Source organism: Rossellomorea sp. GCM10028870 (assembly GCF_042666755.1).
Taxonomy (GTDB): Bacteria; Bacillota; Bacilli; order Bacillales; family Bacillaceae_B; genus Rossellomorea.
In genome coordinates this window covers 961,394-987,195 of record NZ_JBHTGN010000001.1, presented here as the reverse complement: position 1 = coordinate 987,195, position 25,802 = coordinate 961,394, and the positions used below count along the sequence as shown (strand labels likewise).

The 25,802-nt window shown below is 39.1% G+C and carries 29 protein-coding genes, 1 other RNA gene and 1 pseudogene; 8 read left to right on the top strand and 23 right to left on the bottom strand.

Annotated elements, in window-relative coordinates; translation table 11 throughout:
* Positions 1–139: 139 nt before the first annotated feature.
* The 3 genes from ACFQWC_RS05180 to speD form a co-directional block, all read right to left on the bottom strand.
* On the bottom strand, positions 140–1,234 hold the full coding sequence (locus ACFQWC_RS05180) for a PRK06851 family protein (RefSeq protein ID WP_299737271.1): 1,095 nt from the start codon (positions 1,232–1,234) through the stop codon (positions 140–142).
* 187 nt (positions 1,235–1,421) lie between these two features.
* On the bottom strand, positions 1,422–2,222 hold the full coding sequence (locus tag ACFQWC_RS05175) for a TIGR00266 family protein (protein ID WP_299737274.1): 801 nt from the start codon (positions 2,220–2,222) through the stop codon (positions 1,422–1,424).
* A gap of 153 nt (positions 2,223–2,375) precedes the next feature.
* Positions 2,376–3,188: an adenosylmethionine decarboxylase gene (speD, locus tag ACFQWC_RS05170; protein ID WP_299737277.1), complete on the bottom strand. Its 813-nt coding sequence runs from the start codon at positions 3,186–3,188 to the stop codon at positions 2,376–2,378.
* A gap of 193 nt (positions 3,189–3,381) precedes the next feature.
* On the opposite strand from speD, the gene ACFQWC_RS05165 reads away from it, so the two are divergent.
* Positions 3,382–4,512: a CAP domain-containing protein gene (locus ACFQWC_RS05165; RefSeq protein ID WP_341356432.1), complete on the top strand. Its 1,131-nt coding sequence runs from the start codon at positions 3,382–3,384 to the stop codon at positions 4,510–4,512.
* A 79-nt stretch (positions 4,513–4,591) separates the two neighbouring features.
* Here the strand turns inward: ACFQWC_RS05165 and ACFQWC_RS05160 are convergent, their stop codons facing one another.
* From ACFQWC_RS05160 to ACFQWC_RS05145, 4 genes are all read right to left on the bottom strand, one after another.
* Positions 4,592–5,311 (bottom strand): DsbA family oxidoreductase, encoded by a 720-nt coding sequence (locus ACFQWC_RS05160; protein ID WP_299737283.1) that lies wholly within the window; start codon positions 5,309–5,311, stop codon positions 4,592–4,594.
* A gap of 75 nt (positions 5,312–5,386) precedes the next feature.
* The gene (locus ACFQWC_RS05155; RefSeq protein WP_377106330.1) at positions 5,387–7,975 is read right to left on the bottom strand and encodes a helicase-related protein; all 2,589 of its coding nucleotides are present in this window, start codon (positions 7,973–7,975) and stop codon (positions 5,387–5,389) included.
* A gap of 180 nt (positions 7,976–8,155) precedes the next feature.
* Positions 8,156–8,602, bottom strand: a complete 447-nt coding sequence (locus tag ACFQWC_RS05150) for an SRPBCC family protein (RefSeq protein WP_377106328.1) — start codon at positions 8,600–8,602, stop codon at positions 8,156–8,158.
* 111 nt (positions 8,603–8,713) lie between these two features.
* Positions 8,714–9,502, bottom strand: a complete 789-nt coding sequence (locus ACFQWC_RS05145) for an HAD family hydrolase (RefSeq protein ID WP_299737289.1) — start codon at positions 9,500–9,502, stop codon at positions 8,714–8,716.
* 156 nt (positions 9,503–9,658) lie between these two features.
* Here ACFQWC_RS05145 and ACFQWC_RS05140 point away from each other — a divergent pair, with 156 nt between their 5' ends.
* Together ACFQWC_RS05140 and ACFQWC_RS05135 are read left to right on the top strand one after the other, a co-directional pair.
* The gene (locus ACFQWC_RS05140) at positions 9,659–9,955 is read left to right on the top strand and encodes a DUF948 domain-containing protein (RefSeq protein WP_299737291.1); all 297 of its coding nucleotides are present in this window, start codon (positions 9,659–9,661) and stop codon (positions 9,953–9,955) included.
* 152 nt (positions 9,956–10,107) lie between these two features.
* Positions 10,108–10,755, top strand: a pseudogene (locus ACFQWC_RS05135) (MtnX-like HAD-IB family phosphatase).
* A gap of 241 nt (positions 10,756–10,996) precedes the next feature.
* Here ACFQWC_RS05135 and ssrS read toward each other — a convergent pair.
* Both ssrS and ACFQWC_RS05125 read right to left on the bottom strand, forming a co-directional pair.
* A non-coding RNA gene (gene ssrS / locus ACFQWC_RS05130) (6S RNA) lies at positions 10,997–11,185 on the bottom strand.
* A gap of 105 nt (positions 11,186–11,290) precedes the next feature.
* Complete coding sequence (locus ACFQWC_RS05125) at positions 11,291–11,728, bottom strand: peptidylprolyl isomerase (protein WP_113967927.1); 438 nt, start codon at positions 11,726–11,728, stop codon at positions 11,291–11,293.
* A gap of 242 nt (positions 11,729–11,970) precedes the next feature.
* Here ACFQWC_RS05125 and ACFQWC_RS05120 point away from each other — a divergent pair, with 242 nt between their 5' ends.
* Positions 11,971–12,267: a phage holin family protein gene (locus ACFQWC_RS05120; RefSeq protein ID WP_299737297.1), complete on the top strand. Its 297-nt coding sequence runs from the start codon at positions 11,971–11,973 to the stop codon at positions 12,265–12,267.
* A gap of 76 nt (positions 12,268–12,343) precedes the next feature.
* On the opposite strand, the gene ACFQWC_RS05115 is transcribed toward ACFQWC_RS05120, so the two are convergent.
* A complete protein-coding gene (locus ACFQWC_RS05115; protein ID WP_299737299.1) occupies positions 12,344–12,865 on the bottom strand; it encodes a type 1 glutamine amidotransferase domain-containing protein in 522 nt (173 codons plus the stop codon).
* 361 nt (positions 12,866–13,226) lie between these two features.
* Here ACFQWC_RS05115 and ACFQWC_RS05110 point away from each other — a divergent pair, with 361 nt between their 5' ends.
* Positions 13,227–13,856, top strand: a complete 630-nt coding sequence (locus ACFQWC_RS05110) for a peroxiredoxin (RefSeq protein ID WP_299737301.1) — start codon at positions 13,227–13,229, stop codon at positions 13,854–13,856.
* A 34-nt stretch (positions 13,857–13,890) separates the two neighbouring features.
* Here the strand turns inward: ACFQWC_RS05110 and ACFQWC_RS05105 are convergent, their stop codons facing one another.
* Positions 13,891–14,772, bottom strand: coding sequence for an NAD(P)-dependent oxidoreductase (locus tag ACFQWC_RS05105; protein WP_299737303.1), 882 nt, complete (start codon positions 14,770–14,772; stop codon positions 13,891–13,893).
* 166 nt (positions 14,773–14,938) lie between these two features.
* Here ACFQWC_RS05105 and ACFQWC_RS05100 point away from each other — a divergent pair, with 166 nt between their 5' ends.
* On the top strand, positions 14,939–15,199 hold the full coding sequence (locus tag ACFQWC_RS05100; RefSeq protein WP_299737306.1) for a hypothetical protein: 261 nt from the start codon (positions 14,939–14,941) through the stop codon (positions 15,197–15,199).
* 48 nt (positions 15,200–15,247) lie between these two features.
* On the opposite strand, the gene ACFQWC_RS05095 is transcribed toward ACFQWC_RS05100, so the two are convergent.
* The 5 genes from ACFQWC_RS05095 to ACFQWC_RS05075 all read right to left on the bottom strand — a co-directional run bounded on the left by ACFQWC_RS05095 (position 15,248) and on the right by ACFQWC_RS05075 (position 18,367).
* Positions 15,248–15,643: a YidH family protein gene (locus ACFQWC_RS05095; protein WP_299737308.1), complete on the bottom strand. Its 396-nt coding sequence runs from the start codon at positions 15,641–15,643 to the stop codon at positions 15,248–15,250.
* A 107-nt stretch (positions 15,644–15,750) separates the two neighbouring features.
* A complete protein-coding gene (locus ACFQWC_RS05090; RefSeq protein ID WP_377106323.1) occupies positions 15,751–16,878 on the bottom strand; it encodes an MBL fold metallo-hydrolase in 1,128 nt (375 codons plus the stop codon).
* Between the two features lie 139 nt (positions 16,879–17,017).
* On the bottom strand, positions 17,018–17,314 hold the full coding sequence (locus ACFQWC_RS05085) for a rhodanese-like domain-containing protein (RefSeq protein ID WP_299737312.1): 297 nt from the start codon (positions 17,312–17,314) through the stop codon (positions 17,018–17,020).
* A 135-nt stretch (positions 17,315–17,449) separates the two neighbouring features.
* Positions 17,450–17,758, bottom strand: coding sequence for a rhodanese-like domain-containing protein (locus ACFQWC_RS05080; protein ID WP_377107243.1), 309 nt, complete (start codon positions 17,756–17,758; stop codon positions 17,450–17,452).
* A gap of 225 nt (positions 17,759–17,983) precedes the next feature.
* Complete coding sequence (locus ACFQWC_RS05075) at positions 17,984–18,367, bottom strand: hypothetical protein (protein ID WP_341356442.1); 384 nt, start codon at positions 18,365–18,367, stop codon at positions 17,984–17,986.
* A 244-nt stretch (positions 18,368–18,611) separates the two neighbouring features.
* Between ACFQWC_RS05075 and ACFQWC_RS05070 the strand changes: the two genes are divergently transcribed.
* Together ACFQWC_RS05070 and ACFQWC_RS05065 are read left to right on the top strand one after the other, a co-directional pair.
* Positions 18,612–19,298 carry a response regulator transcription factor gene (locus ACFQWC_RS05070; RefSeq protein ID WP_299737319.1) on the top strand — a complete coding sequence of 229 codons (687 nt, stop codon included), beginning with the start codon at positions 18,612–18,614 and terminating at the stop codon, positions 19,296–19,298.
* Positions 19,295–20,698, top strand: a complete 1,404-nt coding sequence (locus ACFQWC_RS05065; protein ID WP_377106320.1) for a sensor histidine kinase — start codon at positions 19,295–19,297, stop codon at positions 20,696–20,698. Before ACFQWC_RS05070 ends, ACFQWC_RS05065 begins: the two co-directional genes overlap by 4 nt.
* Before the next feature lie 61 nt (positions 20,699–20,759).
* Here the strand turns inward: ACFQWC_RS05065 and ACFQWC_RS05060 are convergent, their stop codons facing one another.
* The 7 genes from ACFQWC_RS05060 to ACFQWC_RS05030 form a co-directional block, all read right to left on the bottom strand.
* Positions 20,760–21,680 carry a DUF1002 domain-containing protein gene (locus ACFQWC_RS05060; RefSeq protein ID WP_299737324.1) on the bottom strand — a complete coding sequence of 307 codons (921 nt, stop codon included), beginning with the start codon at positions 21,678–21,680 and terminating at the stop codon, positions 20,760–20,762.
* A 267-nt stretch (positions 21,681–21,947) separates the two neighbouring features.
* Positions 21,948–22,724: a sulfite exporter TauE/SafE family protein gene (locus tag ACFQWC_RS05055; RefSeq protein ID WP_341356444.1), complete on the bottom strand. Its 777-nt coding sequence runs from the start codon at positions 22,722–22,724 to the stop codon at positions 21,948–21,950.
* An 84-nt stretch (positions 22,725–22,808) separates the two neighbouring features.
* Positions 22,809–23,936: an MBL fold metallo-hydrolase gene (locus ACFQWC_RS05050; protein WP_377106318.1), complete on the bottom strand. Its 1,128-nt coding sequence runs from the start codon at positions 23,934–23,936 to the stop codon at positions 22,809–22,811.
* Between the two features lie 32 nt (positions 23,937–23,968).
* On the bottom strand, positions 23,969–24,541 hold the full coding sequence (locus ACFQWC_RS05045) for a sulfurtransferase TusA family protein (protein ID WP_377106316.1): 573 nt from the start codon (positions 24,539–24,541) through the stop codon (positions 23,969–23,971).
* Positions 24,542–24,591: 50 nt separating this feature from the next.
* A complete protein-coding gene (locus tag ACFQWC_RS05040; protein WP_377106314.1) occupies positions 24,592–25,071 on the bottom strand; it encodes a DsrE/DsrF/DrsH-like family protein in 480 nt (159 codons plus the stop codon).
* A 49-nt stretch (positions 25,072–25,120) separates the two neighbouring features.
* Positions 25,121–25,348, bottom strand: coding sequence for a sulfurtransferase TusA family protein (locus ACFQWC_RS05035; protein ID WP_299737334.1), 228 nt, complete (start codon positions 25,346–25,348; stop codon positions 25,121–25,123).
* Between the two features lie 83 nt (positions 25,349–25,431).
* The gene (locus ACFQWC_RS05030) at positions 25,432–25,692 is read right to left on the bottom strand and encodes a metal-sensitive transcriptional regulator (protein WP_299737336.1); all 261 of its coding nucleotides are present in this window, start codon (positions 25,690–25,692) and stop codon (positions 25,432–25,434) included.
* Positions 25,693–25,802: the final 110 nt, after the last annotated feature.

Genomic DNA, 25,802 nt, shown 5'->3' with positions numbered 1-25,802 from the left:
GACTTGTCTATTAATAGTGAAGGTTTCGTGGTAAAAAAGCAAGAACAAAAAGGATCCCCATTTCGAATCCTTCAAGCTAATCACCTAAATAAAAACGCGATCACCTAAAGATCATCGCGTTCGCGTGTTCACTCATATACTACTTCTTTATTAACTCATTTATTTCCTGAAAGATTTCTTCTCTAATCGTATTCACCTTTGAAAAGTCCATTGCTCTTATATAGATGGATTCAAGTTGTTCACGAAGACACTTAGCTTCTTTAAGATATGAGATTGCTTCTTTCATTTTATCCTTATAAGCTTTTGTCGTTCGTTCTATATCGGCAGCATATTTTTCATCTGTCCCTTGGGTGATGCATCGTTCATACATATCGATGATTTCATCAGATTCCCGGTCAGGAAAATATTCATGTGGTGCTGTACTATCGAAAATAGCGATTCCTTTTTCTCTAATGATCAACATATCAAGACTATTAGGGTCAAATCCACAATGATAAACCTCTACGTCATAACCCTTCTCTTCTCCAGCAGAAGCAATTTTCTTTAACATCGTTGACTTTCCGGATCCTGCACGCCCTTTGATGAAGTAGCGCTTACCGACATCCTCTGTTAAATTCTGAATGTAGTCAACTGCCCCATCAGGAGTAGCGGCACCTAAGAACCGATGTTTGACAGTAGAGGGTTTAGAAAGACTCTTATTATCAAAGAAGAGTGAAATTAACTCATCTGCTAATTCATTCGCTTTTGGGAAGTTCATGTTGGAAATGTAGATTTCTTCTATGTCATCATGGGCACTCAGGGATGCGGCAAAGGTATCGTATGCTTTCTGAAAGAATGAGCCGATTTTATCGTTTAAGCCAAGGATTTCCTCTTTGTGCGGCAAAAGTTTATTTGAGTCCCATGCCGCTCCTAAATTCACATATTCTTCAATAACGCCGGGTGCTTTCGGTTCTATAATATGAGGAGCCGTCCCATCCACAATGCCAACCCCAAATTCCGGGAGTAGAACGCCATCGATTGAGTGATTATCGGAAGCGCAATGTAAATAATCAACCTCTAACCCTTTACCTTCAAATCGTTCTCCAACCGACTTCATCAATGAGGATTTACCGGTCCCGGGACCACCCTTAAGGATATAAATCCGCTCTAATCCATTTAACACCGAATCATATAGACTGTAAAAGCCTTTAGCCGTATTTCCCCCAGCATAATAATGACGAACCTTTCCTTTCATGAAATCACCCTTTCGCATCATATATTTAAACATATGATGTGGGGTCTAAATAGGTGAATACCCACTGCAAAAGCGGGAGCGGCTTGTCGCCTCCCGCCGCTGGAGCTGGACGAAGCGAAAAGCGGAAACGTTTGAAAATAAAAAAACACTTCCACGAATGGAAATGCTTTTTATGTATAGCACTAAATCAATCGTCTCCGTTTAGAAAATCACCGATTCCACCAAGTAAACTTCCCTCACCAGTCGAACGACCTCCGCCCTGGGGAGCACTTGCATAAATTCTTTCAGCTAAACGACTGAATGGAAGTGACTGAATCCAGACAGTTCCAGGTCCACGGACTGTAGCAAAAAACAATCCTTCTCCTCCAAGGAAGGCAGATTTAATCTTTCCGACGTACTCGATATTGTAGTCCACATCTTTCGTCATGGCCACTAAGCAACCCGTATCTACCCGTAACATTTCGCCAGGTTGAAGTTCTTTTCTATAGATCGTACCTCCTGCATGAAGAAAGGCTAATCCGTCGCCCTCAAGCTTCTGCATAATAAATCCTTCACCGCCGAAGAAGCCTGTTCCTAATTTCTTTTGAAAATCGATCCCAACAGAAACTCCTTTTGCTGCACATAGAAAGGCATCCTTTTGACAAACAACTTTACCGCCTAATTCACTTAGATCAACCGGGATGATTTTTCCTGGATAAGGGGCAGCGAATGATACATGCTTTTTACCCCTCCCCTCATTGGTGAATACGGTCATGAACAAGCTTTCACCCGTTAATACACGCTTCCCTGCACCAACAAGCTTTCCTAAAAACCCCCCGGTCCCGCTACCCTTGGAACCATCTCCAAAGATCGTTTCCATCTCTATGCCGTCTTCCATCATCATCATTCCACCAGCTTCGGCTACGGCACTTTCTCCTGGATCCAATTCTATTTCAACAAACTGCATATCGTCCCCATGCAATTTATACTCAATTTCATGTGAATTCATTCCTTGTTCCCCCTTCTAATTTCAAGCATATTTACCTATTCTTCAAGACAGATGCATTTCCCTTCTCTAATTCTATTTTCGCAATAATGAGATTTCATTAAAAAAACACATTCCGTCACGAATCTGCTCGTGACGAAGTGTGTCTCCCCATTTTCATGGCTTAGGAATGTTCTTACCGTAAAAAATTTCATCCATTTCCATTTTCACTTTATCTGTAATTTCATCCATTTCACTTTCATCCAGTTTATCTTTTGTATATCCGAATAAATAGTTATTTAAATCAAATTCTTTCAACTTACATTTTGTATGAAAAATATTCTGAGGATACACATTTACATCGATCATGTGATATTCATCTTTGATTTCCTCTGGTATGTAATTCTGAATTGAATTAATATCATGATCGATAAATAATTTTCGTCCGTTGATATCACGTGTAAATCCTCTCACCCGATAATCCATCGTCATGATGTCTGTGTCGAAGGAGTGAATAAGATAATTCAACGCCTTAAGTGGAGAAATTTCCCCGCAAGTAGAGACATCTATATCTGCCCGGAAAGTAGAAATCCCTTCGTGAGGATGATACTCTGGATACGTATGAACCGTGATATGGCTCTTATCAAGGTGCATCGTAACTGTGGATGGTAGTGGTCCCGGAGATTCATCAAAATGTTCCGTAGGCACTTCAACTATCGGCCCTTCAGAAACCAGGATTGTCACACTAGCTCCCTGCGGGACATAATCCTGCTTAGAAACGTTCAAGACGTGTGCGCCAATAATATCCGATACATGTGTCAGGATTTTTGTTAACCGATCAGCATTGTATTGTTCATCGATATATTCAATATACGCTTCACGTTCTTCACGGGTCTTAGTATAGCAAATATCGTACATATTAAAACTCAATGACTTCGTTAAGTTATTAAATTCATGTAGTTGAATCCGTTCTTCATGAGATAATTTCATTGTGAATTTCCCCTTATATGTAAGTTTGTCGTGCCTGCCTATGCTTTTATCTTACCCAGAGCCAACCATACTAAAACAGGTTCTTTTGATTGAAGATGGTTGAAAATGGGTACTAAACATAGTGAATAAGCATTTCCCTTTTTACTTATTTCTAAATTTGGATACAATGGAAGATAGAATGGAGTGTTAGCAATTGAGACGATTGTTTTTTCTTATTATGATAGTTGCTTTTGCCTATATATCAAAACCCGCATGGGAAGACAAAGTGGAAGCAACAGAATTCAATTCTGTGCTCACAAAAATTGAAGAAATAAAGAACAGTCCTAAAGTGAAAGACACCTTCGATCAACTTTACAACGAAGTAAACCTTCTGCTCATAAAGTTGGACGAGTCATTTAGAGATCTCGAAGATCCCTCTGATACAAAGGATGAGAACCCTGTAGAAAAACCTGCTTTAACAGTACCAAGTGATCAAACCTTTTCTATCTATAATATTGTAATGGGAGATTCAAAAGATAAACTTGAACAGGAGCTGGGAGAGGCCAAGAGAAAATCCACTAATGAATACGGTGTTTCCTGGAATGCATATCACGAAAACTACCGTAATTTCTTAATGGTTTCTTATGATGAAAATAACCGGGTTAACGGCCTTTACACCAATCAAGACCTCCTTTCCTCCTCATCAGGTATCGAAATGGGGGTATCCAAAGAGGTGGTTCAGAATGAACTCGGTGAACCACTCTCAAATATCCGAAAAGGATTGACTCTATATCAGCTCCAAAACAATGGTGAACAGGAAGTCTATCAAGTGGATGGAAGCTACGTAACCGTGTTCTATGACAAGCATGAAAATGACACCGTCACGGCCATACAAATAATCGATGAAAGCCTGGAAGCAAGTAAGAAGAATTTCTATTCAGAAGCAAGTAACGAGTTGAAAGAAGGATTTGAATTCCAGCTTTTCGATTTAACAAATGCTACACGTGTCGAAAAAGGGTTTAATGTTCTCTCATGGGATGATCAAGTTAGAGACACTGCTAGAAAACATAGTCTGGATATGGCAGAGCAGGACTACTTCAGTCATACGAATTTGGAAGGTGAATCCCCATTTGACCGTATGGAAGAAGATCAGGTATCCTTCCGTACCGCAGGCGAAAATTTAGCCTACGGTCAATTAAGTTCAATCCACGCACATGAAGGATTAATGAACTCAAAAGGTCACAGGGAAAACATCCTGCAACCTCATTATGAACATCTAGGCGTAGGAGTCGCATTTAACGAAAAAGAACAGCCATATTTCACAGAGAACTTTTATAGTAAATAGCAAAAAAATTCATACCCAGTAAAAAAGCAAGTGAGCATCCCTCACTTGCTTTTTACTTACTATTTAATGTCTCTTTGGATTACGATTTAGATGGTGGAACATCGCATCCATTTTCATCACAAGCCATCCCCTCAGCTCCAAGAGGTTGTAGTGGTGAAGCTTCATTTTCCTCCTCCCAAACTTTTTGGATGGAATTCAAGAAAACGTCACTTGGCTGCGCACCTGAAATAGCGTATTTACGGTTAATCACAAAGAATGGTACACCTTGTACTCCAATTTGTCTTGCTTGTTCTTCATCAGTTCGGACATCTTGAGAGAAGTCACTGCCTTCTAAAACAGCTTTTGATTCTATTTCCTCTAATCCGGCTTGTTTCGCTAATCCTAACAGAGTTTCCTTGTCACCAATATGCTTTGAAAGAGTAAAGTGAGCGTGTAACAGTATTTCAGTAAGCTCTGCTTCCTTCCCCTTCGTTTCCGCATATTTTGTCAGGCGATGGGCGTCGAAAGTATTCGTCGGAATACTGGTATCAAAACGAAAATCCAGACCAACGGTTGCCGCTTGCTGCGACATGCTGTCTGTCATGTTTTTTGCTTGTTCAAGAGACGTACCATACTTTTTTGAAAGAATTTCTTGAATACTCATTTCTGTATGGACTGGCGCATTGGGATCTAGCTCAAAGCTTTTAAACACAATGTCAACTTGATCTCTTTGAGGGAATTGTTGAAGCGCTTCTTCTAAATGGCGTTTTCCTATATAACAAAATGGACATACATAATCTGACCAAATTTCAATTTTCATCCTATACACCTCTATTTACATTTTCAATTCATATCTGATCGTATCATAAATCATGCATTCCTCCTTATGATTTGCTCATGAATTCGAATAAGGAGGCCTTCTTCTCGTTCTTCTTTTTACTCTGGCTGCATGGCACCGATCACATATAGGAAACCCAAAGTTTGGAGGGAGTTTCTTTCCACATTGTTTACACGTTTGAGTCATACTGGTGACCTCTGTTCTGAGACTTTCGTGTACTCCATCAGCGATTTCACTTCGAATTCGCTCCCAGTAATATGCCTCTGTTTGTCTACCTAAACGATATAAGAACAAGAGATGCAGACCAACAGCCTTATAGGAAACCTCTTTTTGTTCCAGGTTTTTATTCTTAATAGCTGGTTCCGGTAATTCTTCTCCGTGTACAATGGCGTACATACACTCTAACCACTGCTCAGTTAACTGAGCCTCTTTTTTTGAAAAGGGAAGATGTAAAAAACCGTACAGATCATTTAATGTTAGCTTCGCCTCAATATCGGTCCCACGGATTAATTCATATAGCTCTTTTTCTTCGTATAGAGTAGCTTTCTCTGTTCCGTAAGGACTTTTGAATTTCTCCCATAAATAGAAAAACGTGTCAAGGTCATGGTAATAGCGTTGAAAACGTTCAAACACACCACTTGTCGGTGCGATGGCGAATGTTTCGAGAGAGCGATCGGGCTGATCCAAAAGTTCTTTCATCACTTTAATATCCTTTGTGAAAGCGACTTTCCCTTCATTATAAAGACCTTTTCTACCAGCACGGCCTGCAATCTGCTTTACTTCCTGGGATGTCAGCCTTCTCCTTCTCGTTCCGTCAAATTTATCGGTTTCCAGGAATACGATTCTTCGTATCGGTAAATTTAAACCCATTCCAATTGCATCTGTTGCTACAATCATGTTCGTTTTCCCTTTAATGAATTGCATCATTTGTCTCTTTCTTGTTTCAGGAGGCATGCTACCGTAGATCATGCTCACTTTATGACCATTATTTTGCAACCTTGAAGCTGTATCTAATACTTTCTTCCGGGAAAAGCAAACGAGAGCATCCCCTTTTTTCGCATGCCGCAGTTGAAATTCTTTTGATTCGACTTGCAGTGGAATTTCTCTTTTATAATTATGAACCTCGATGTTCCCTTCTCCGACTAATTCCAAAAGCAGCTCTCGAACGTTTTCACTCCCGATGATATGGACCTCTTTCGCCCTCGCTTTCGTAATGGCACGGTACCAAGAGAAACCTCTATCCTGATCGGCCAGCATTTGGGCTTCGTCAATAACAATCACTTCATATTCGTCTTTTTCACGAAACATTTCAACTGTGGAGGAAGTATGTTTTGCATTAAAAACCTCTTTTTCCTCTTCTCCTGTTTTCAGATTACAAGGTACTCCATCAGCATTTAATGTATCAAATACCTCCAGTGCCAGAAGTCTGAGTGGGGCCAAATACATGCCGCTATCGGCTTCTTTCATCCGGCTGATGGCATGATGGGTTTTCCCTGTATTGGTTTCCCCAATGTGGAGAATATACTTGATATCACCCCGAAATGAAGGACTGTACTCCCTTCCGAATATATCTTCCAGCATTCGCTGCTCTTCTTCTAGCTTCCGTTTTAACTCCGCTAACTCAGCAGCCTTTCTCTTCTCCCGCTCTTTTATGTCTCTTTCGTAAATGGAAAGGTGCATTTTCTCATCAAATGGATATTCTATAAGTTTGAATAAATCCACGACATACTCCTCTTGAATCATGGTGAAAAAGGTTGATTTCAACGTCAGGAGAAAATGGTGACTAAGTCTGCTCAAGCGTTCTTCTGATAACTGTTGACTGAATATTTTAACGTAATCCGTCAATAATTTTTCCGGCATTTGATCAAGAAGAGAGCGATATACAACTTGCTCTGAATAATAGAATACGAATCGTTCGTATGGATAGAAATAGGTTTCATATTCCCACACATGCCCATCCCAGTTCTCGCTCTTCTTGTGAATGGAGCCGGTAAATTCCTTAAGAAAGTCAGATACCGTTGTAAAGGAATCACTGGTGAATTTCCCTTCATCTTCCAGTTTTTCTTCCAGCATATATGGTTCCGTATGTCGGAATTTTGTTTTTGTTCCTAAATCATGTATAAATTTCTTTGCAAATAAATACCGTAACTCCACATACCAATGTAGCTCAAACTCTTCCATTTGAGTGTTTATGAAGGAGATGATTTCTTTTTGGATATCTTTTTGGAGTGCTGCCTGTTTTTTTTCTTCAATTTTTTTCAGATAATTTTCTCTTACATGTTGATGGCGCCCTTTCCACGCGTCTGCTGAAGGTGGATTTTCGTTTAACCAGTTCAAAATATGAAATGGCTCAAAATCTCTAATTTCATTGCGAAATAATTTGTTTATCAGTTTCTTATCTGTCCCCTCGATATCATAGCCTTTCTTTCTTAAAAAGGCTTTTTTATGGCTCCTAAGAACATCGTTGGTTACTTTGTTAAGCCAGATATTCGTCCAGATTTGGTGAAAGAAGGCACTTCTTTCACTAACATACTCCCTGAATGAAGGACAATTTTCATGTTTCTCTAAGTAAAGTGTGATATCATCTTCTATTTTTCGTTTTGTTTCCTCTATGGCTTCTTCTCTAAGTATGTGAAGGTTTTGCACGGTAAGACCCCTTTATACGTTTTACAAATTATCTTAATATGTACTTTATAGTGTATGTATTTCTTCTCGATCTAACAATTCTCTTGCTTACAAATAGTTCATTATAGCATAGAAGCTGCCCCTGAATGCGGATAAATTGAACCAGAAGTATACATGGCCCCATTGATAAGGGCCTGCATTTTAGGTCACTTCTCTCTCGATTGCTTCTCCAACCGCTTCAGTTAGCTCCCTTGTGAGCTCTTGGACCATTTTATCAAATGTAGATTCAAGGATTTTAGCCAGTGAACTTGAGGATTCAATCTTTAAACATCCAGTCATAGCCGTATTGGAAGAGTTTACTTTTTCAGCTTTAAAAAAGCCTACACCAGTAAACTTTTGATTGATCCCCCTTAATATAAACTTCACATGAGATGGTTCCTTCCAATCTGTAATAAGTACTTTCACCTGAACCTTTTTGCTCACCACCCCATAATGAATGGTGAATTTCCACGTCGATTGAACGTCAGAAACAATGGAATGCTCCTTGTATCCATGAACAAGAGGAGCCCATGCATTCATATCACGAATGAATTCCCATACATGTGATTGTGAAGCATGTACGTTAACATGATGAATTCCCCGTACCATCAGAGTGACCCCCCTCCTTATTAAATGAGATATCCGTGAATAGTATGAAGGGGTTGATGGTATTATGACTGATTGGAGTAGACAAAAAAAGAAGCTTCGCTACGAAGCCTCTTATTCCATATTATTTACGATTTCGAGTACTTCATAGAGCTCTTTAATTTCATAATCAGGTACAAGATCTTGAACTGTTTTCTGACCGCGATTAATCCAAACCGTTTTTATTCCTAGTCTAGAGGCCCCAAGTATGTCTGTATTTAAATTATCTCCTACCATGATCACTTCGTCCTTTTGAAGCTTAAGCCTCTCTAATGCATGAAGGAACATCGCGGAATCTGGTTTTCCTTTACCGATATTTCCTGAGATGATAATTTCTTCAAAGTAAGGCACAAGTTCAGGAGTCTTATCAAGTTTTGTATTCTGTAAATGGGGAGAGCCATTCGTTAATAACAATAGTTGAAAATTCCCCTTCACTTCATTTAATACACGAAAGGTATCTTCATACACGTAAGGTCTATCCTTTCTTTCTTTACGAAATCGCTCGGATAATTCCGCACCAAGCTCTACATCCGTAATGCCTAAAGATTGCAACCCAGACGTCCAAGCCTTTTTGCGGTATGTAGGAACGATTTCTTTCATCTTAAGGAAGCCTTCATCATGCTCATCCAGAAAGTCTCCCCAAAGTCCTTCAAAGGGATTAATACCGATATTTTGTGTAAACTCATATGTATCATAGGTTTCATACAACTTTCTGGCAGCATCTCTAACACTAAGCTCTAGGCTTTTCGAATCTACCCCCACTTTCGTCTCTGCATAACGGCAAGTTGCTTTAAACGCTTCTTCAATACTTTTGGAGTCCCATAATAATGTGTCATCCAAATCAAACATGATGGCTTTGATCATCTTCTTCTCCCCCTCTTTCGTTTATGTTGACTTATATGTTAGATTACTAGCTATGCGGCAATTAGTAAACCAGCAATAGAAAATAATTTTCACGCGTTTTTTTCAAGGCTTTTAGGGAATATAACTAGAAACAACATTTATTGAGGTGAATTTAACATGTGGATTGTCTATGCAAGTATTGGGTTGATGGTGATTTCTTTAGTGATGTTGGGAGTCGCACTAATGAAAACAGTAAATACGACCCGACCCGTAATAAATGATATGAATCAAACGGTGGCAAGCATTCAAACCAGAATGGACAAAATTTCTACTGAAGCGAACCAGCTTCAAGAAACTCAAGGGGAGATTCAGGGAGATATAGAATACAAAAAAACGACTATCACCAGCACGATTCAAGAAGTCAAACGAACACCAGAAGTATTGAAGGGATTTTTAAGCAGCCTGAAGAAATAAATACTCGTCACCTCACTCTATTGTGAGGTGATTCTTTATGTAGCTCATTACAATTTACATAATCAAATTACCGTTAATCCCTTTCCCTTTACTTCCATCTGCCTCTTTAAACATGCTACAATCGACTAGATTAGTTACGAGGAGGATTCGGTATGAAAAATTGGGCATTTGTTTCTGACTTTGACGGAACGATCTCTAAGAAGGATTTTTATCATCTTATACTGGAGAAATACTTTGTAGAGGGACAAGATTTATACAAACAATGGAAGTCAGGCGAAATAAAGGATATCGAATTCTTGAGTCAGGTTTTCACATCCATCAATCAAGAAGAAAATCAGATTATTGATGACATCCATTCTCTCGAAATAGATGAATACGTCCCTTCCTTCATCCGTAAAGTGCAGGCTCAAGGTGGAGACTTCTATATATTAAGTGCAGGCACTGATTACTATATTCATCATATTCTACAACAGCATGAAATTACGAATGTTAAAGTGTATTCAAATGAAGGGTAATACAAAGAGAAGAATGTACATATGAATATTGATCCCGGGCATCCCCATCACTCTGAAAGATATGGAATTGACAAATCAAAGGTACTTACTGACCTTAAAAAAGAGTATGAAACCATCTATTTTGCAGGTGATAGTGAACCTGATAGCCATCCAGCAAAAGTAGCCGATGTAACCTTTGCGATGAAAGCACTACAGGCTATTTTAAAGGAAAACAATACTTCCTTTATTGAAGTGAATGATTTTAATGACATTGACCGTTATCTAACACGTATTGGTGTGCTGTGATAGACCGTTTTGCTATTTAGACTAATAGCGTGTTATAATATTCTTGCCTCTCCCGAACATTCGCTTGTTGCGGGACACTTAACCATGTACGGACGGGAGGGGCCTCGATACAAAACTTACAGACTGAATTCCTATTAGGGGTTCGGTCTTTTTTATTTGGCATTTTAATTAATCACAACAAAACTTTTTATAGATATGAAAAAGCCAGCCCCCGATTGGGAACTGGCTTGAGATACTAATGTAAGGAGCCACATTTGCCGTAATTTGATATAAGAAAGTTTTAAACCACCACTCCTCAAAGTGGGTGTTTGCAGAAGGTTTCCTGTCGTCCTCAAATCGTGGAGGCTTGACATTCCAACTTCGATGTAAAACTCCCTATTACAGTTTAAAGGTTAAAACTTCGTTATGATTACGTACAACGCAGCCTGTATTAGTATAATACATCATCATGAATAACATTTCAACTATTGTTTTTCTTTACCAGCAACAGGTACTCGTTAATTAAAGCATCGGACCAAGGTCCGTCCCTCTTTCATTACGCGTCGTATACTTCCATTTTCTCCATAACGTCGCCGTTTTTCATTGATTTAGCGATGTCGATTCCTGAAGTCACTTTTCCGAAGACGGTATGAACGCCGTTTAGATGAGGCTGTGGCTCATGAACGATGAAGAACTGACTTCCTCCAGTATCTTTACCCGCGTGGGCCATGGATAATGAACCTTCTTCATGTTTATGTGGATTTCCTTCTGTTTCACATTTGATTGTGTAACCAGGACCACCCATACCATTTCCATTAGGGCATCCGCCTTGGCTTACGAAACCAGGGATGACACGGTGGAAGCTTAAACCGTTGTAGAAACCTTCGTTTGCTAATTTTTCGAAATTTGCCACTGTTCCAGGTGCTTCATTTGGAAATAGATCAAATTCGATTTTTTCACCTGTCTGAAATTGTATGTATCCTTTTTTCGCCATTATTAACAGCTCCTTTTTTATAATAGGTCAATCAATATAATATCATTGAACAATTCTAATGTCACTTTAAAGGTTTGTTTTAATCAGGATGCACTTTATTGAACTTACCATTTTTGTTATTTTTATGTTAATGCTTGCTGTATTCACTTTCCCTAAAAACTTCGAGCACAGGTTGTCATGAAATACTACTTTGTTCGAATAAGCTTTAAAGAAGTCATTTTTCATTTTAGGGAGTGAAACTTATGATTGAAAATTTATTAAGCGGGATTTCCATTGACCCCCAAGTCACCGTACTTGTTCCAATGTTATGGGTTTTAGGGTACGCATTGAAGAGGACTCCTCACATTCCGGATTGGTTGATTATCTGGATTTTGTTGCTGGTGGGGGTTGCTGCCAGTAGTTGGACTTTGGGATTTGATTTTAATGGAATTGCCAATGGGTTCATCGCAACGGGTGCAGCGATTACGACCCATCAATCTGTTAAACAGACGTTTTTCTCAAGGGTGAACGATCGTAATAAAAGAGAAAAAAAGAAATAGGGAAGAAAAAGGACTGGTCCATGTGAAACTGAAACACAAACACAGTTTTTCTTGGCCAATCCTTTTTATATTGTATTTATTTTGACATCACTTCAATGAATTTTCTCATATAGTCTGGTAAATCGGGCGGTCTGCGGCTTGAAACGATATGACCATCAGTGACGACCGGTTCGTTCACCCAGGTTGCCCCAGCGTTTTCCATGTCATCTTTTATTCCCGGTGTACTTGTGACTTTTACACCTTGAAGAATTTTGGCTGAAATCAATACCCATCCCGCATGACAGATTTGACCGATCGGTTTCTTACTCCTATCCATGATTTGCACCATCGAGATGACATCTTCATAGCGGCGCAGCTTATCGGGAGACCACCCACCCGGTACCAGCATGGCATCATAGTCTTCAGGATTGATGTCTTTAAACGCATATTCTGAAACAATCGGAACTCCGTACTTTCCGATAAATTCTTGATCGGCATTTTCTCCGACAATATGTACAGTTGCTCCTTCTTCCCGCAAACGCAATACTGGATACCACAGTTCAAGATCTTCGAAATCTGCACTTACTAATTGAATGACTTTTTTCCCCGTTAACCTCAACAGGACCCCTCCTCACTTTTCTTCACTATCATTGTCTAAGTTATATCTAAATATTGCAACCAATCAACCTTAATTATACGGACTATACTTCTTAATTGCTTGAATGATTGTTTTCGTTTGGAAATATGATACAAGGAAGGCAACCATGGTCATGATAGAACCAATTGTGTATATAAGTTTCGAAAATTGCTTACTTGAATTTTTTCTCAAAGGAATCACCTAACCTTCAAAATTGTAACAACACTCTCCTATTATCCCCATTTTAAAAAGAAGTATGAAATGGAAAAGAACCGCTTATCCAATCATATAAAGTCATGACCTGGCATATGTTGATAGTACTTTTTGTGAAAGGGGTGATCCAATGTATAACCCCCACTATTCATTTAATCGTGCGGTGAGAAGTGAAGATTGTACCTTACCGTTTTGTGCACAAACCAATGATCCTGCCCCTCTCTTTATTGCTGAGGCGTATGATAACGCACAAAAGAAAATAAACACCGTTAACTTAGAATCGTATCGGGGCAAATGGGTTATTCTGTTTTTTTATTCCAGCGATTTCACCTTCGTTTGACCAACTGAGCTGGCAGCGGTCGCTGCTATTCACCCTAAATTTCAAGCACTGCAAGCTGAAGTTCTCGGGATAAGTACAGACAGTGTTTACGCCCACAAAGTTTTCACTGAAGTATCCCCGTCCGCATCTAAAGTGCAATTTCCGTTAGTGAGTGATCGAAATCATCAAATAAGTAAAGCTTATCGGGTATTAAATGAGCGTGCTGGTGCTACGTTTAGAGCCACCATTATCATCGACCCTGAAGGCATCATTACATCTAAAATGATCTATCCGCCTGAGGTTGGGCGTAATACGTATGAAATATTGAGAGTACTGGAAGGTATACAATTTGGAAGAAAAACAGGAGCGGGCGTTCCTGCCAATTGGCTGCCGAACCAATCCGGAATTCAGAAAGATCCTGACTTCATTGGAAAAATATAAAAAGCCGTCCCTGTCGATGAGACGGCTTTATTTTTTATGCTTCCAATAATTTAATAAGAGCTTGAGTACCGCTGTTCTCCTCACCTTTAAGAGCCAAATCTTCATATAGTGAAAGGGCTAACTCTAACCCAGGTGTCTTAATGTCCATTTCCTTGGCTGAATCCAGGGCAATCTTAAGATCTTTGATAAAATGCTTTACATAAAAACCAGGAGCATAGTCTTCCTTGATCATTCGTGGTACCAGATTAATTAAGGACCAACTTCCTGCTGCCCCGGACGTGATACTCTTAAGAACATTATTAGGATCCAAGCCTGATTTCTTGGCATAAAGAAGGGCTTCACTGACTCCCATCATGTTAGAAGCAATCGTGATTTGGTTACACATCTTCGTATGCTGCCCCGCCCCTGCTTTTCCTTGATATACAACATTTGTACCTAGAAGGTCTAATAGAGGCTTTACAGTTTCGAATGGTTCTTTGTCTCCTCCTACCATGATAGAAAGCCTTGCTTCTTTTGCTCCTATGTCTCCCCCGGAAACAGGGGCATCTAATGTGAAAACCCCTTTATCAACCCCATATGTGTAGATTTCCTCTGCTAATCTTGGAGATGATGTGGTCATATCGATGGCAATCGAACCCTGTTTCAAGTGATGAAGAATTCCACTTTCACCAAGGTAAATTTCATCTACATCAGATGGATAGCCCACGATCGTAATGACTATATCCGAAACTTCAGCAACTTCCTTTGGAGTGTCAGCCCATTTTGCACCGTTTTGTATAAGCTTTAATGCTTTCTCTTTCGTGCGATTGTAAACGACCATCGGAAAACCAGAATCGAGTAGATGCCCAGCCATGCTTTGTCCCATCACACCTGTTCCAATAAATCCAATGACGCTTTCCTTCGTTAATTCCTTCATTTACTTCATCCTCCCTTTGCATTTCTTCTATGTATATTTTTAACTAGAACTCTAAAAATGTCCACTCCTGGATTTATTTGATTCAACCCCCGATGTTTAAATTCATGTACGCCGGGAAAATAAAGAGCATACTAAACAAACTCTATTATTGGTAGGAGGAGAAAAAATGAAAGTAAATAAAAGCTTACTTGTGGGTGCGACAGTTACGGCTGGTTCATTAGGATGGATTCTGTCATCAAAAGAGAAGCGTAATCAGCTGCATAATGTAAAAGAAGGATTGGTTACGAAATTCAAAAAGAGAAGAAAAGAAGATTTACCTGTAGAAAAAGGCGGTAATCCGGATCCCGCCAATATCGAAGACAATTCCATGGTGAGTGAAGGAGCCATGACATCGGTTCAATATTATAATGAGAAGAAACAAGATTAAATAAAAGCTGAACGCGGGGATTGAATCTCCTCCCTCGTTCAGCTCTTTTTAATTCAGTGTAAAAAAATAAACCGTTACAAATAGAAGAACAACAGTTGCAACAATGGCCATCATCTTAATAATGGCATCTGCGGACACAAATGTTTGTGTGTTTATATGCTTTCTCGTCCTATAATAGTTAACAGTTGATCCAATAATGATAACTAATCCAATGATGAGAGCGATAGCACTGATGGCAACGGCGATTCGATCTTGGACCGCATCCCCTTGAAGCGAGTTATAATGCAAGCTTGTGGTTAAGAAACCGATCCCTATGATGGCAATGGCTGTTCGAATCCATGCCAGAAACGTTCGTTCGTTTGCTAAGTGCTGCTGAATATATTTTGATTCATTGGTTTCATTCATGATTTCCACTTCCCTGGTTCTTCCATTCCATGCAATCATCCCCCTCTAATTCGGGGGATGATTTGTATATTAGTTGCTTATCCTTTATTTTAAACATTATGGTTTTTATCCAGCTGGCCAGCTAGAAGTTAAGGATAGCTTTCTTGTTATCTGACAGCACACCGGTTTGGTCCTGTTTCCATTTCCCGTTTTTCATCTTCTTCAGGATCCATTTTACCCATGTTGGTTTCACGAATTTTTTCATAGCTATTCGGTTGAGGTGGAAGATTTTCTGTGACCGTTTTTCTAAACTCTTTTTCATCTTCAATATTCAAACCGTGATTTTCCTTATATAGATCACTTAGAAGATGTGAGACTGATCCATCTTCATTCATCTCGTCTATCGTCATAAAGTGTGCAGGTAATACAGTTAACTGATCCTCAAGGTTTTTGTATCTGGAATACAATGTTTTTCTCAAGTCCCCTACCCAATCTTCTGCTTTCCCGGCTAAATCAGGTCTACCTATTGAATCAATAAATAGAATATCTCCTGTTAGCAAATAGTGGTGATCTACAATAAAGGAAGTGCTTCCTATCGTATGTCCAGGTGAGTATACAGCTTTAATGGTTGTGTCGCCCACTTTAATGACAGTATCATCGTTTAATTCTTCATATTCGTACTGAACTTCCTCTGCATCTTTAGGTGGTAAATAATAAGGAGTATTGTATTCATTGCTCAAAGTTTTACCTCCCGAAATGTGATCAGCATGCAGATGTGTATCAAGTACAGCTTGAACGGAAACTTTATGATCTTGAATAAATTCCTTATAAGGTTCTAGCAGTCGGCTGGGGTCAACGAAAGCCGCTTCTCCATTTGAGATGATGGCATAGGATAAACATCCTTTCCCGATCCGGACAAATTGATAAAGTGCACCGCCTGAAATATCACCTATTTTAACAGGCTCTAAATATTCACTCCAAGCCTGCATGCCTCCTTCAACGGAATAAATGTTGTCCATCCCGGCATCAACAAGCATTTCTGCCGTTTTCGTCGAGGAATTTCCCTTGGCACAAATAACATAAATGGCTTCATCATTCGGTAGTGTAGATTGAATAGATTGAAGGTTGTCTTTCAATTCGGAAAAAGGCTTGTTAATAATTTTTACATTCTTGCCCTCAACCTTCCAATCATCAAAGGCATCTTTCGAGCGGACGTCCAGAATAAACATCCTGTCTCCATTAAGTATCTTTTTAGTAAGTTCCTTTGCCGTCAATTGATTTACTGTAGTTGTCATATTATGAATTCCTCCCTTATCCTATTTTCATCCCATCGAAAATAAATTATCCTATTTCCCACATTTTAAACCTATTGGGGTATTACAAAATTGAATATTCACCATACTTTGATGAAAATCAGAGAATAAAAGGAAAGAATTATTCAACTTTCCCTTCCCATGCGAGCATTCCACCATTCATATTGATTACGTTGAATCCTTGATAGTCGAGAAACCTTACAGCTTGACTACTTCTACCACCGGATTGACAAACCACAATGTACTCTTTCTTCTTATCTAATTCATTCATGCGAAATTCCAGTAGTCCTAACGGAAGGTGAATACTAGTTGGAATTTTCCCGGTTTGCACCTCTGCAACCTCTCGAACATCAATGATATTTAAGGGTTCTCCAGCTGACAATCGTTCAATCACTTCATTTGGTGAGATTGTTTTCATTTACATTCCCTCTCTTTATTTAAAATTGTTTTCTTATAACGCACTTGCTTTTCATTTAGAATTAAGATTATCGTTCACCTTGTAATAAAAAACCCTTCTTATTCTGTAAAAACAAAGTCTAAAAATAGAACCTCATTAATTGGACCAGGAATTCATTCCACCCTTAACATTTGTAACAGATGTGAACCCTTGCTGATTAAGCACCTTGCATGCATTGGCACTTCTCATTCCGCTTTGACAGATCACGATGGTTTCTTTGTCTTTTGATAGTGTGTGAGCGTTTTGTTGTAAAGATTGTAATGGCATATTTTTAAATTGGGCAATGTGATTATGTTTGAATTCTCCTGGTGTTCGTACATCAATAAACTGCTTGGAGGTATCCCCCAGCAATGGTTTTAATTCATTCGTTGAAATTTGGTTGATATTTTCACCTGGTTTTTTCATTCTCAAATAAAGAAAAATAAGTACAGCCAATAAGGTTAATCCTATAAACTCCAAAATAAGCACCTCACCTTTTTTATTTTGCTCGTGATTGCCAAAGCATTCACTTTATATCTACATAATATACCCCCATAGGTATTAAGTCAAGTGCAACTTATTAGAACCCTATCCCCTTATAGAACATCTTCATAGAAAAACCGACTCTGACCTTAGAGTCGGTTTACTTATTTATAGATAATAATAGTAACGTTTATGTGGGCCTTTAAATGGGCTGTTCACGATTTGCCCTCCAAGAAACCCTAATCCTAGACCAATTAATCCTGCACCGATTGGATTTATACCATATCCATAGCCGCTTCCTGGCACGTAAGGTGATGGACCGAAACCTTGCTGTGGAAACCCTGGTGGCGGATACCCTTGTGGTCCATACCCACTATATGGCGCATATCCTCCGAAACCCGCCACTTGATCTTGGTAATCTGCCCAAGGTCCATATCCCTGATAGCCATTTCCACTGCCGTAATTAAATCCAGTCCCATTATTCGGAAATCCTGAGCCGGAATTAAACATGTTCAATAAATTTTTTCTGTCTGTGGTTCCCCTCTCATACATCTTCGTCACTCCTCTTTATTAGCCTATTAATAAATGGGAAAAGGGGAAGGGCAGATGTCCCTGCCCAGGGGAAAAGTAGTGGACAAATGAAGGAATCCATTTCTTAATCCCTTCCTGTATTTCATGCTAAAATGGTGAAAACTGAAGATATGTGGAAATAAACCTTATATCATAAAAAATTCACTAATTGCGACTATAATAAAACTCAGCAATTGCCTATGTTAATGGACGGGAGTGATTTACGTTGAAAAAATGGAATGTCTTAATTGTAGATGATGAACCTGAAATGAGACAGCTAATCAAACTATATTTAAAAAGGGATCATTATTTCTGTTTAGAAGCAGAGAATGGTCTCGCTGCTCTTGATCAACTGAAGAAAACACATGTGGATATCATGGTTGTGGATATTATGATGCCCTTCATGGATGGTTATCAGTTGCTAAAAGAGGTTAGGGAAACCAGTCAAATCCCCTTTATCTTCCTTTCTGCAAAGGGCGATGATTTAGACAAGGTGAAGGGACTTAAGCTGGGAAGTGACGATTATATGGTTAAACCGTTTAACGCCGAAGAACTTGTTGCACGAATCGAAACGATTCTGAGAAGATCTTACGGAACTCAATCCAGTCAACAGTCGATGATTGAGCGGTATGGGCCAGTGTCATTTAATTTAGCATCCAGAACTGTATCCGTTGGTGAACTTTCACCTCGATTGACCTTAAAGGAATATGAACTTTTTTTGTTCCTTGCCCGTAATCAAGGCAGGGTGTATAAGAGGGACCAGCTGCTCGATCAAATATGGGGAAGTGACTATGAAGGCAGTGATCGTACAGTCGACACCCATATTAAAACATTACGACTTAAATTAAAGAGCTACGGCCATTTGATTGAAACCGTGTGGGGCCTTGGCTATAAGTTCGAGGGATCAGCTTGAAAAACGCAACCCTGACTCTCAATAAAAAAGTTTCTCTTCTATTATTAAGCAGCTTATTTTTAACCATTGTCTTTTCCTTTCTTTTTATTCATTTTCTCTACAAAGATTTATATATTGGCACGGTTAAGGAGTCACTGCTTTATCAAGGACAAAGAACAGCTGCTCACTATCACTACGGTGACGTAAGCGGAAGTGTAAGGGATAAAATTCTTTGGTATAACGTAATTTCCCCTTATGAAGTGTCTGTTGTCGAGAACCTTGACGACTTAACAAAAAGTTTCCCCTATCTTATTGACCAAAAGCCTCTCATCAATAACGATGACAAAAGTGAATTGATCAAAGGTCATCGGGTAATGAAAGAAGGATATGTAGAAGAGTTTGATCGGAATGTGATTGGAGCGATCTTTCCTCTAATGAATGAAGAAAGATTAATGGGGTATTTACTTATTTATATCCCCCTGGCTGAAATGACGGAGGTCTTTAGCAAGGGGATTCCTATATTGGTCCTCACTGGGGTAATGTTTTATTTTGTACTGTTCCTAATCATTCAATCTTCTTTAGGGTCATTATTTAAACCTGTCCGGGAAATGCAGCTGTTTTCGAATAAAGTAGCCAAAGGGGATTTTTCGGACAGGCTCAATGTCACCTCTAAAGATGAAATGGCGGAGCTTGCACTAACATTCAATAGTATGGTCGACTCACTTCAACATCAAGAAGAACGAAAACGTCAGTTTCTTTCGAATGTTGCGCATGAATTAAGGACCCCCCTTACTTATATTGGAGGATATGCAAAGGCATTGACTGACAGGGTACAAACGAATCCTGAAGAAATGGAAGAAAGCCTGCACCTGATTCAAAAAGAAACGATACGGATGCAGAAATTAATTACAGAGCTACTGGAATTAAATAAATTGGAGGATGCCTCTTTTTCTTTAGATATTGAACCGATTGTTCTCTCTCAGTTCATAATGGATTCTTTAACACTCATTCAGCCTCATGCCGAAAACAAAAAAATTGATGTGCAACATCAGTTAAATGAAGAATCGATCATTAATGGGGATCCCAACCGGGTTATGCAGGTGTTTTATAATATTTTTGATAATGCATTGAAATATTCTCCTGAACAGAGTCGGATAATCATTCAATCCTATGAGGAAGATGGAATGGCTGTGGTGAAAATCGAAGATGCCGGAATTGGGATTCCAGCAGAATCTTTGTCTCAAATCGGGGAAAGATTTTTCCGATCGGATTTGTCGAGAACCAGGAATACGGGAGGATACGGTCTCGGTTTATCAATAGCGAAAGAAATCATGCATAAACATCAAGGTTCTTTGTCAATAGATAGTGAAGAAGGCAAAGGAACAACAGTGTATCTAAGGTTCCCTTTGCTTGAAATATAACGAAAAAGACTGAGTCACGTGCTGACTCAGTCTTCTCGTTATGCTGCATACAAATAGTCCATCACCCAAATAGATTTTTTATTGACTTAAAGAAATTAGCGATGGCCTCTAACAAGCCGGTAAAGAAGTCCGACACTTTTTGACCAAAACCTTCATCATTCACAATGTCTTTAATGGTAGTTTGGATATCTTTCGTTAAGTCGTCCAATTGTTGTTGAACATTATCAAAATTTATATCAAGTGACCTCATTTTTTCAAACAGGTCGATTAATAGCTGGCGATCCTCCGGGCTGAGCTCGATGTTCAGGGTTTGGAGCTTTTCTTCGACGATTTTTTCAACTTCTTCTTTCGTAGCTGGATCTTGTTCGGCTATTTCCTTCTTGATTTCAGTTAACAGTTCGCTAACCTCTTCCTTATCAATCCCGGCTTCTTTAGCAAGTTCTGTCGCTACGGTTAACTCCTCGTTGGCTACCTCCATGCGGACTGTATCAAGCTTCTCCCCACTGACATCATACGCTTTATAGATTCCCACCAATGCAGAGTGTCCGCTTACCTTTACAGGAGAAGCTACATCTACTACTGCGTTCTCAACCCCCGCAGTTAAAAGAGCATTAGAATACATAGAATTCGTCACTTCCGTGATATTCCCGGGCGTCACAATATTAACCTTTAAACCTTCACCTTTATCTTTTCGTGTAATCATGGCAGAGGAGAACATACGGGCATTTCGGTTTTCACCGTCAATATACTTCACCAAGTCTTCGCCTGTTGCCATAAACTCTTCTACTTCTGTTCCCTCTTCAATTCCTAATTGAGCCTGAACCTCTTTCTTTTGTTCATTAGTAAGTGTTTCTCCATAAACGACGATAGGTAATCCGAATTTTTCATTAATGCTTTCTTTATCATTATCTGCCGCCGATGCCGGCTGAATGAGGCCCACCATTAGTGAAAACAGTAAGGCAATACCAATCAATTTTTTCATAAATCATTCTCCCTTTTCATGTTGGATGGATAATAGAGCTGTTCCATTCATCCATTGTACTAGTGTCATTGAATATGTTCATCCATCCAGAGTCTTATTTCTAGCAATTGATTAGACGCACAATTCCAGATGAAAGTTACAATGACTTTTTGTTAAATATTATAACAACCACGGATCTACAACACAAAAAAGAGCTTAGTTCTGTTCACAACAAATCTTCTTTTAAAGCGAAGATGCAATGTAAATAAGAACTAAGCTTAAATAGTTTTATAGTATATCGAGCCAGATTTTAATCGCTGTAGCCAGGATTAAAACGGCTAAAATCATTTGAAGAATCTTTGTATTCATTTTCTTTCCTGCCATAGCGCCCAGTGGAGATGCAATCAAACTAGCTACCACCATGATCATAGCGGGTAAATAGTCCACTTGACCCGTCGATATCTTACCAATCGTTGATCCAATTGAAGATATCAACGTAATTGCCAGGGATGAGGCAATCGTCATTCTTGTCGGAATTTTAAGAACAACAAGCATGATCGGAACCAACAGGAAAGCTCCGGCAGCACCAACGATGCCTGCTCCAATACCAACGATCAAAGCTAGTGTTGCAGATAACCATTTGTTAAATGTAACGTCCTCGAGTTTTACATCATCTATTCCTTTTTTTGGGATGAACATCATGATAGCTGCAATTAATGCAAGTATTCCATACACAATATTTATTCCAGCTTCACTCATGAATTTAGATCCGTACCCGCCAATGAAGCTACCGATTAAAATACTCACTCCCATGTATGTGATAAGAGTTTTATTAAGATAGCCTCCTTTACGGTAAGCCCAAACCCCACCAAGTGTGGCAAAGAATACTTGAACTGCGCTAATACCTGAAACTTCGTGTGCAGTGAATGTTGCTACTCCAAGCATTGGTGGAATATAAAGGAGCATGGGATATTTAATTATGCTCCCCCCGATACCTACCATTCCTGATATATAAGAGCCGACAAATCCGATTAGAAAGATCGTAATAATAAAGGCCAAATCCATCGTGTAGTTCCTCCTCTTCTAGTAAAACAGGAACCTCTTTAGCAGGTTCCCATTTTGATTATTTGTTTAGATTTGTACGATAGATTAACGAACAGCACAACGGTTTGGTCCAATTTCCATCTCACGCTGTTTCTCTTCATCCGGAGTTACTTTACCGATGTTTGTTTCACGAATTTCTTGATACGCGTTTGGCTGAGGTGGAAGGTTTTCAGATACCAGCTTTCTGAATTCTTCTTCGCTCTCGATATTTAAACCATGGTTTTTTGCAAATAATGTTCCCAGCTTTTCACCTACAGATCCATCTTCATTCAATTCCTCAATAATCATAAAATGAGCCGGTAAAACGGTAAGCTCCATAGAAAGGTCTTTATATCGTTTGTATAGACTTTCTCTAAGATCAGCTACCCAATCTTCTGCTTTCCCGGCAAGATCCGGACGTCCAATACTGTCCACAAATAGAATGTCACCTGATAATAAATACTTTCCATCAATGACAAATGACGTTGAACCGATTGTATGCCCCGGTGAGTAGAGAGCTGTGATATCTATCGTTGTATTTCCAATCACGACTTTATTCCCCTCTTCAAGTGCTGCATACTCAAAGGTAACTTCTTCAGCATCTTTAGGAGGTAACCAATAGGTAGCATTTGTTGCTTCTGCAATGTTACGTCCTCCAGAAATATGATCGGCATGCAAGTGAGTATCGAATACATTTGTAATCGTTGCGCCTTTTTCTTTTGCAAAATCGATAAAGATATCAGTCATACGAGTAGCATCGACGATCGCTGCTTCACCATTTGACACGACCATATAGGATAGACAACCTTTACCTAAACGAACAAATTGATAAAGCTCTCCGCCATTTGTTAATTCACCCACTCTGACAGGCTCCAAATGTTCGCTCCAAGCTTTCATTCCGCCTTCAAGGTAAGAAACATCTTTCCCTTCATCCGAGAGCATTTCCGCTACCATCATAGAAGAACCTTCTTTCGCACACACGACAAGAACGTCTTTATCCGTCGGAAGTTGATTCATTATTTCTTCTACACCATCTAAAAGGTCGAAGTATGGGATGTTCAGATATTCAAATTTTTCACCTTCAATTTTCCAATCTTCAAAGGCATCTTCATTACGTACATCTAAAATGAATAAATCTTCTTTTTTCATTACTTTTTGTGCTACTTCTTTTGAATTCATTGGTTTAACTGCCATTCATTTAACCTCCCTGTATTTGTGGTATCTTCTTACTTCACGTTCGATTCAACGTCTCCAGTCCAATCGATCATACCTGGAACTACATTGATTACATTAAGAAACCCTTTTTCAGCTAATAGTTGCGCCGCCATGTCGCTTCTGTTTCCTGTACGGCATACTACATAAATATCCTTGTCTTTATTAAGTTCATCCACTCGGGTTTCCAGTTCTCCAAGTGGCATTGAAATCGAGCCTGGAATATGTTTGAATGCATATTCCGCCTTTTCACGGACATCCAGTACGACGATATTTTCATCGCCTAGTTTAGTAGACAATGTTTCATTATCTGTTACTGACTCATGTTTACGCTCTACAGTCTCTTCCCCGCTTGATTTGCGGACAAAATGTTTCAGAACATCTCCTTCTTCAATGGTTCCGAGATAATCGTGCCCGGAACTTTTTGCCCACGCTTGAAGATCGGCCATTGATCCTTTGTCTGTTGCCTGAACTTCAATCACTTGGCCTGCTTCCAGGTTATTCATGGCCTTTTTTGTTTTTACAATCGGCATTGGACAAGCTAATCCCTTTGCATCCAATACGAAATTTGATTCAATCATGTTCATATATAAAACCTCCAATTACCTTATAGGGTATATTTCATTGCAAAAAAAAATTAGATGAATAGGTTCACGTTACCATTTTCAGCATCCGCTAAATACGCAGCTACTCCAGCATACTCGATTTCCTCTAATAATTCGTCTTTGTGTAATCCTAATAAATCCATTGTCATGGTACACGCAACCAATTTGATTTCTTGTTCCCTTGCCATATCAATTAAATCATGTAAAGGCATAGCATTATGCTTCTTCATAACACCTTTGATCATTTTAGGGCCCATGCCCATGAAATTCATGTTTGATAATCCTAGTTTATCTGCACCACGAGGCATCATCCCCCCAAATATTTTCTCCATAAATCCTTTTTTCACAGGCACCATCTCTTCTTTTCTTAAAGCATTCAGTCCCCAGAATGTATGGAAAATGGTTACGTCATGATCATAAGCTGCAGCCCCGTTCGCAATGATATATGCAGCCATCGCTTTATCGTAATCTCCACTAAAGAGAATAATATTGGTTGTTTTTCTTTCAGTCATTGTATCTCCTCCTATTTACTGTAAGGGGTATTGATCCCCTTAAAAAAATTTAAACTTTTTTAATCCAGAATGTAAATACATCATTTTCTTCATTTGAATCGAGCAATTCATGTCCTGTAGATTTAGCCCAGGCTGTCAGGTCACTTTTAGCTCCTTTATCCGTTGTTTGAACCTCTAAAATTTGACCAGCTTCAATTTCTTTTATTGCCTTTCTTGTTTTCACAATCGGCATTGGACAAGCTAATCCTTTAGCATCTAGTACTTTATCTGCGTTCATTAATAATTCCTCCTAAGAATGATTGGTTTTAATACCCATAAGGGTATATTATATGATATAAAAAAAGATGTCAACTCTTTTCTTTATCGACTCTTAACTAATAAATTCACAGCTTCTTTTACAAGGTCTTCCGTATTTTCACCAGTCTCTTGTGAATCCCTTACGCATTCAACAAGATTCATACTGACAATTAAGCCTACGGAACGGTCAAGAGCTGTTTTTGCTGCGGAAAGTTGTGTAATAACGTCTTTACAATCTTCCCCTTGCTCCATCATTCTTACGATTCCACGGAGCTGCCCTTCAACACGTTTAATTCGATTCTGAACTTGTGAATTGTATTCCATAAAGACACCTCCTGTTGGCTTGTTGTTTCTTGCTACAATTACAATAATATACCCCGTTAGGTATAAAGTCAAGGAATAATCAACAATTTTATTAAAGGGAATGGATGATT

Excerpts from the sequence above, each read along its gene's own strand:
- ACFQWC_RS05160 (WP_299737283.1), bottom strand. The coding sequence starts at position 5,311 with ATGAAAATTGAAATTTGGTCAGATTATGTATGTCCATTTTGTTATATA.
- ACFQWC_RS05175 (WP_299737274.1), bottom strand. The coding sequence starts at position 2,222 with ATGAATTCACATGAAATTGAGTATAAATTGCATGGGGACGATATGCAG.
- ACFQWC_RS05145 (WP_299737289.1), bottom strand. The coding sequence starts at position 9,502 with ATGATCAAAGCCATCATGTTTGATTTGGATGACACATTATTATGGGAC.
- ACFQWC_RS05105 (WP_299737303.1), bottom strand. The coding sequence starts at position 14,772 with ATGAAGGAATTAACGAAGGAAAGCGTCATTGGATTTATTGGAACAGGT.
- ACFQWC_RS05050 (WP_377106318.1), bottom strand. The coding sequence starts at position 23,936 with ATGGCAGTTAAACCAATGAATTCAAAAGAAGTAGCACAAAAAGTAATG.
- ACFQWC_RS05100 (WP_299737306.1), top strand. The coding sequence starts at position 14,939 with ATGAAAGTAAATAAAAGCTTACTTGTGGGTGCGACAGTTACGGCTGGT.
- ACFQWC_RS05035 (WP_299737334.1), bottom strand. The coding sequence starts at position 25,348 with ATGAACGCAGATAAAGTACTAGATGCTAAAGGATTAGCTTGTCCAATG.
- ACFQWC_RS05040 (WP_377106314.1), bottom strand. The coding sequence starts at position 25,071 with ATGACTGAAAGAAAAACAACCAATATTATTCTCTTTAGTGGAGATTAC.
- ACFQWC_RS05045 (WP_377106316.1), bottom strand. The coding sequence starts at position 24,541 with ATGAACATGATTGAATCAAATTTCGTATTGGATGCAAAGGGATTAGCT.
- ACFQWC_RS05140 (WP_299737291.1), top strand. The coding sequence starts at position 9,659 with ATGTGGATTGTCTATGCAAGTATTGGGTTGATGGTGATTTCTTTAGTG.
- ACFQWC_RS05030 (WP_299737336.1), bottom strand. The coding sequence starts at position 25,692 with ATGGAATACAATTCACAAGTTCAGAATCGAATTAAACGTGTTGAAGGG.
- ACFQWC_RS05060 (WP_299737324.1), bottom strand. The coding sequence starts at position 21,680 with ATGAAAAAATTGATTGGTATTGCCTTACTGTTTTCACTAATGGTGGGC.
- ACFQWC_RS05080 (WP_377107243.1), bottom strand. The coding sequence starts at position 17,758 with ATGAAAAAACCAGGTGAAAATATCAACCAAATTTCAACGAATGAATTA.
- ACFQWC_RS05075 (WP_341356442.1), bottom strand. The coding sequence starts at position 18,367 with ATGTATGAGAGGGGAACCACAGACAGAAAAAATTTATTGAACATGTTT.
- ACFQWC_RS05095 (WP_299737308.1), bottom strand. The coding sequence starts at position 15,643 with ATGATTGCATGGAATGGAAGAACCAGGGAAGTGGAAATCATGAATGAA.
- ACFQWC_RS05150 (WP_377106328.1), bottom strand. The coding sequence starts at position 8,602 with ATGGTACGGGGAATTCATCATGTTAACGTACATGCTTCACAATCACAT.
- ACFQWC_RS05120 (WP_299737297.1), top strand. The coding sequence starts at position 11,971 with ATGATTGAAAATTTATTAAGCGGGATTTCCATTGACCCCCAAGTCACC.
- ACFQWC_RS05180 (WP_299737271.1), bottom strand. The coding sequence starts at position 1,234 with ATGAAAGGAAAGGTTCGTCATTATTATGCTGGGGGAAATACGGCTAAA.
- ACFQWC_RS05125 (WP_113967927.1), bottom strand. The coding sequence starts at position 11,728 with ATGGCGAAAAAAGGATACATACAATTTCAGACAGGTGAAAAAATCGAA.
- ACFQWC_RS05085 (WP_299737312.1), bottom strand. The coding sequence starts at position 17,314 with ATGAAAACAATCTCACCAAATGAAGTGATTGAACGATTGTCAGCTGGA.
- speD (WP_299737277.1), bottom strand. The coding sequence starts at position 3,188 with ATGAAATTATCTCATGAAGAACGGATTCAACTACATGAATTTAATAAC.
- ACFQWC_RS05055 (WP_341356444.1), bottom strand. The coding sequence starts at position 22,724 with ATGGATTTGGCCTTTATTATTACGATCTTTCTAATCGGATTTGTCGGC.
- ACFQWC_RS05090 (WP_377106323.1), bottom strand. The coding sequence starts at position 16,878 with ATGACAACTACAGTAAATCAATTGACGGCAAAGGAACTTACTAAAAAG.